The following is a 5,902-nucleotide window of genomic DNA, read 5'->3' as shown; positions in this document are numbered from 1 at the left end:
CTTTAATCTGCTCAACAAGATAGTGATAATGCTGTTGTAATTTCAGCAGTAACTGGCTGAGATAAAGAGGCAAACTACTGTCCTCAAGAAGGGTACTCAGTCGACTAATAACGGCAGCACCTCGCGGAACGCTGATACCAAATTCCAGCAGAAAAGCATGCATCTGATTAGTTGTTTTCACCTTATCCTGAACCAGGGATTCACGGACACGATGCAGAGCTCGCATTGCCTGCTGAGATTCGGTTCTGGGCTGCACGAAACGCATAGATGGACGTGATGCTGCTTCACAGATAGCTTCAGCATCAACGAAGTCATTTTTGTTGCTTTTAACGAATGGGCGGACAAATTGCGGTGATATCAGCTTTGGAAAATGCCCTAACTCTTCCAGCTTGCGTGCCATAAAGTGAGAACCGCCACAGGCTTCCATCGCGATGGTTGTTGCCGGGCATGTCGCCAGAAATTCGATTAGCTTTGGTCGGGTGAATTTTTTACGGTAAACGGCCTTCCCACGATGATCCTGACAATGAATATGGAAAGAGTTCTTACCCAGATCGATACCAATAAGCGCAATGTTTTCCATGATGGTTCTCCGAATGAAAGCCTGTCCTCAGCATAGTACTGGGAAGGAGGGAGTGACCATCTCATTAAATATCCTACGTTAAGTCTGTTTTTTAAGCTGGCCTGACAGGCAGTTTTGAGCGAGGTCCGGACGGGCCAGTAAGGTTACTGGGAAGAAATTGCCATCTGTCCGGGAAGCATCGTAGGTGGTAGTTTTTGTTGAGTCCCATATGTGAACAACATTAAACGGGACCATTCATTATGGTACGTAATGGGAGAAACACGGCAGAATGCTGTTCATAAGAATGAACTGAACAATTGTGACTTTTTTGAAAAGACCCCAAAGAGGGGCCTTTATCATGGTCACATTGGAGATCTTAATATATTCATGATTCCATTTGGACAGTGTCAGTGATAGCCCGGGTTTCCGCCAGATTTTCTGCCAGCGTTCCGCGGCTATGGAACAATGCGCTGGTACCCAGCACGAACATTCCCGCACCCTCCGCAACACATGGCGGGATGGTGTGGTGGCCAATATTCCCGTCGACTTCAATCACCGCATCACTGCCGTGCTCTTTAAGCCAGGTATGCGCAAAGCGAACTTTTTCGTGCATCGCGTCGATGAATTTCTGCCCCGCAAAGCCAGGATTCACAGTCATGATGAGAAGCACATCAATCAGATCCACCACGTACCCCAGAGACTCCACATGCGTGGACGGGTTCAGTGCGACGCCGGCTTTCACCCCGTGACTGCGAATGGTGCTCAGCACACCGTGCAGATGGGTGACCGCTTCGGCATGCACCGTGATAATGTCCGCGCCGGCTTTAACCAGCGGCTCAATGTAGCGCTCCGGTTTATCCACCATCAGATGCACATCGATAGGACGGGTCGTCAGTGGCTTAATAGAACGGATAAAATCAATGCTCAGCGCAAAATTATCGACAAACTGGCCATCCATGATATCGATATGATAGAAATCGATACCCCCTTTCTCCAGTTCCGAGATTTGCCCACCAAGCTGCAGGAAATCGGCACACATCAGGGATGCCCCTAAAAGTCTCATTTAACCACCTCAAAATTTACAGAAGGATCACACACAAAACGCGCCGCGTTAATTTGCTGCATCCGGCGGAAATACCAGATGAACATACCCAGATAGGCTACGACCGCGATAACTGACATCACCACCATCTGCATATCGAGAGATACGCTGGCTTTGGCGATTAACATGGAAAGCATTTTTTCAAGTGGATCAGAGTCCACGGAGGAGAACAGCTGGTCATGCGAGAGCCCTTTCGGGAAGCTGTTCATGGCAATAGACGTCCGGGTCACAAACTCAGCAATCAGCGTGGCGGCCCATAAAAACAGCGGGATCAGCACCGTACCAATCAGGGTCATCCGGATCACCTTACCCTGAGTAATAATCAGCAGCGCCGGGGCCAGTACGGTCAGTAAGATCCCCCCCAGTGGCAGCACCTTATTACCGGGCAGAATGATGGCTGCCACCAGTAACACTGGCGCCAGAATATTCGCCACGGCCCACAGCTCTGCGCGGGACGCCAGAATCGGCCAGTCAATTGCCACATAAATCTGGCGACCTTTGAAGCGTTTTTCCATCATGGTGGCAATGCCGTCTGACAGCGGTTTAATCGCCGGACCAAACCAGTTACCAACCGCACTGAACAGCTCCAGGGAGACCCCGGCCGTAAAGGCCAGCGCAAACAATTCGCTCATTGGCAGTTTGCCAAGAATACCGACAAAGAATCCGAGGTAGACGCCGATGGCGAATTTAGAACCCCAGAAGCCAATTTTTTCGTTCAGCTTTTCAGCATCAAAATCGTACTTATCGATAAATGGAATAAAACGTGAAATAAGTTCATTCACCATCAGGACCGGTGGACAAATCAGTAAAGAAGGGTGTGCAGTAGTGGTAATGCTGCTCTGGTCATATTTCAGCAATTTTTTAATCTGCGGTTGCATCACATCTGAATTAACCAGCATCAGAATATAAATCACACCCACCACAAATGTGGTCAGCACCAGATTATTTTCTGAATAGTACAGCGTCAATAATCCTATTACTGAGATATTCCAGATGTTGAACAAATCGACGTTCAGCGTTTTCACCCGCTTCAGCGAAAGCAGCAGGACATTAATAATGATGCAGACTGTCGCGAAATAAAGCGTGTACATGGAACCCCAGGTGATCACGGCCAGCGGGGCCCACCCTAAGTCCGTAATAGAGAGAGAAACCCCTGTCGATTCAACGAATTTATTCAGTGCCGGTGCGAACGCCCCGGTCAGTAATGAAATCACCGCCCCCATCCCGGTCAGGGCGACCGCCATCAGTATCCCTCCTTCGAGGGCTTTAGATATTTTTACGCGAAATAATAATGAAAGCAGCGTAATGATGAAAAACATCATTGCCGGTGCACCCAACGATATAAACGATGAGAAATAAGAATTCAGTTGCGAAAGCATGTAGGCCACCCTTCCTGAATAACAGGAATAGTTAATACAGAGTTAATATTATTGGTCGTTTAATCAGACGGTAATACTTTCAATAACGGCTTTAACTTCATCCATCGCCGGGATCGCATCGTGACCACCTGCCCGAGAAACTTTAATACCGGCGACAACCTGGGCAAATCGGATCGCATCTTCGATATTACTTTCATCGTCAATCAGATAATTGGCGAGTGCGCCGGCAAAACAGTCACCTGCTCCAACAGTATCGACCGCATTAACCCGCAGCGCTGGAATAAAGACGGATTTCTCATTCTGATAAAGCAGGCAACCATCGCCACCCATTTTAATAATGACGTTTTTCACACCCATTTTGTGAATGATTTTTGCCGCTTCCAGTGCGCTTCTTTCATCATTCACGGTAACACCGGTAATATGGCGGGTTTCACTGCTGTTCGGAACAATCAAATCAGCATAAGGGAAGCATTCCGGGTTAATGCCCTGCACCGGCGCCGGGTCCAGGATCACAAACATACCTTTTGCACGCCCCATGCGCATGGCAGCAAGGACCGATTCCTGGCTGGTTTCCATCTGGATCAGCAAAATCTTTCCGCTGATCTCTTCCAGCGCTTTGCTGACATCTTCCGGACCGAAAGCAAAGTTAGCCCCGAGGTTAACCAGCAGCGTGTTATCGCCGGTCGGCTCAACCAGACCCACACAGGAACCCGTCTTTGCCCCTTCTTTTACGATCATGTACGAATCGTCAATCCGGCGTTTTTTGAGATTCTGACGCAGCTGGCGTCCGGCATCATCATCACCAATACAGCCAATAAAACAGACGTTTTTGCCATAACGGGCAGCGCTGACCGCCTGGTTATTCCCTTTCCCGCCTGCAGTCATCTGAATGGATTTACAGAATGTATTATCCCCACTCTTTGGAAACTCATGGCAGTTCACAATCACATCCATATTGATACTGCCCATGACGACGATATCGTACATAATGACTCCTTATTTCTACTCTCGTTTTAAGGTTGATTCTCTGATAACTAATTCTGGTGTAATGCTCAAATGTTTAATTTCAGTCCTGCCATTGATGAGCTCAATCATGGATTCAATTGAGAGCTGACCAATTTTATTCAGATGCTGATTAACCGAACTGAGTCGTGGCACAAACATCTCATCCATCGACGAGTTATCGTATCCAACCACCAGTAAATCATCGGGTACTTTTATTCCTGAATCCGTACAGGCACGGATGGCACCAAATGCCATGGCATCGTTCGAACAGAACACGCCATCAAATTTTTCACCTTTCCTAATAAATTCCATAAAGGCATGATGACCACCGGGTGCTGTTAAATCACTGTGGATCACCGTGATATTTGTACGACCCGTTTTTGATAAAATGACTTCCGCAAATCCAGCCATACGCTCATTGGCAATGGCGTCGTCAGGAGCCCCCGAAAGCATGACAGGATGCTGACATCCCTTTTCAAACAGGTGTTCAGTTGCAATTCTGCCCCCCGTTCGATGGTCTACCGTCACTGACGAATAATGAGGATCAGAGCCTGAACGGTCTATTGTGATGGTTTTAATGCCATTCTTTTCGAGGTTCTCCAGATCCTTCCCCGTGACCGATAGTGAGTTAATGATGGCGCCACAAACAAAATTACTGCGCATCGAGTTAAGGTAATATTCAACCTTGGTCCGGTCATCACTGCTGTTAAAGAATAGGGTGTTATATCCGTTTTTGTTGGCTTCCTTTTCTATTTCAGATAATAAATCTGAAAAGAACTGGTTGTTTAATGTCGGCAGCATAACGGCAATAAGGTTCGTCCGGCCATGGGACAGATTTTTAGCAATGGAATTCGGTACGTAGCCCATATCATCGATAATCTTCAGAATGTACTTCCGCATATCTTCGCTGATATCAATTTTGTTGTTTATTGCTCTAGATACAGTTGCTACGGATACTCCGGCTTTTTTTGCTATATCTTTAATGGTTGTCATACTTTCTCCGTAACCGGTTACGAAACAATACTACCGGTGTTGTTTTGATGTCAATTGTCTGTTCTGAGGGAAAATGGGCCGTGCCCCACCCAACCCCCTGAAATTCTGGTACAAAACATGATAATCAAAGATTATTGGTATTTCATTTTTTTGATAAGCATCACAAAAAGATCATCAAAGGTGAGAGGCTGGTCCTACCATTCTTCGTTTATGAGGCAATGGCCACTGATTACCCCAAACCGAGGCCTGCAGCATAGTGACTATCAACCTTTACGACATTTTAAGTAGACTGCCAGGAATGGTAGATTGCTATGTCCGCTTGGCACATAGCAGACCGTCCAGTTGAGAGGTTTTGAGCTGTATTTACACTCAAGATTATTGCTGCCCAGCCTTTACCCGGAGTATGGTTTGCCGAGTAGTATTAAATTCCCGCGCAATGGCGCTGATACTTATACCGGAGTTAATCTGTGCAATCACCATAAGTTGCTGTTCTTTTGTCAGTACAGAAGGACGTCCAAATCGTTTTCCAGCCGCTTTTGCTCGCGCGATACCAGAGTGCGTACGTTCAAGCAGCAAATCTCTTTCAAATTCTGCCACCGCTGAGATCACCTGCATGGTCATTTTTCCTGCAGGGCTGGTCAGATCCACCCCGCCCAAGGCCAGGCAATGAACGCGGATATCTGAAGTAGCCAGTTGTTCCACCGTTTTTCTGATATCCATCGCATTGCGCCCCAGCCGGTCGAGTTTAGTAACAATCAACACATCGCCATTTTCCATGCGGTCAAGGGAAGGTGCGAATAAGCAGGTCATGTCTTCCCAAGCTGACTCGTTGATTAAAATTTCGCGGATCTGGGCCGATTTTTT

The 5,902-nt window shown here is 47.2% G+C and carries 5 protein-coding genes and 1 pseudogene; all 6 read right to left on the bottom strand.

Annotated features, from left to right (window positions below):
• Window positions 1-580, bottom strand: a pseudogene (locus tag OGY13_RS05910) (IS110-like element IS4321 family transposase); the annotation flags it as partial.
• A 364-nt stretch (window positions 581-944) separates the two neighbouring features.
• On the bottom strand, window positions 945-1,622 hold the full coding sequence (gene rpe, locus OGY13_RS05905; protein ID WP_044715392.1) for a ribulose-phosphate 3-epimerase: 678 nt from the start codon (window positions 1,620-1,622) through the stop codon (window positions 945-947).
• Entirely contained in the window at window positions 1,619-3,040 is a 1,422-nt protein-coding gene (locus tag OGY13_RS05900; RefSeq protein ID WP_044715394.1) for a PTS transporter subunit IIC, read from the bottom strand. The genes rpe and OGY13_RS05900 overlap by 4 nt, the downstream gene beginning before the upstream one ends.
• A gap of 63 nt (window positions 3,041-3,103) precedes the next feature.
• Entirely contained in the window at window positions 3,104-4,027 is a 924-nt protein-coding gene (gene rbsK / locus OGY13_RS05895) for a ribokinase (RefSeq protein ID WP_044715395.1), read from the bottom strand.
• Window positions 4,028-4,042: 15 nt separating this feature from the next.
• Window positions 4,043-5,038, bottom strand: a complete 996-nt coding sequence (locus tag OGY13_RS05890; RefSeq protein ID WP_044715397.1) for a LacI family DNA-binding transcriptional regulator — start codon at window positions 5,036-5,038, stop codon at window positions 4,043-4,045.
• Between the two features lie 375 nt (window positions 5,039-5,413).
• Window positions 5,414-5,902, bottom strand: a 489-nt coding sequence (locus tag OGY13_RS05885) for a recombinase family protein (protein ID WP_286609409.1), incomplete at its 5' end; no start/stop codon positions are given.

Origin of the sequence: Citrobacter sp. Cpo045 (assembly GCF_030332875.1) — a bacterium.
In the GTDB taxonomy this organism is placed as follows: domain Bacteria; phylum Pseudomonadota; class Gammaproteobacteria; order Enterobacterales; family Enterobacteriaceae; genus Citrobacter; species Citrobacter portucalensis.
The sequence above is the reverse complement of the archived record's forward strand: the minus strand, read 5'-3'. Positions and strand labels throughout refer to the sequence as shown.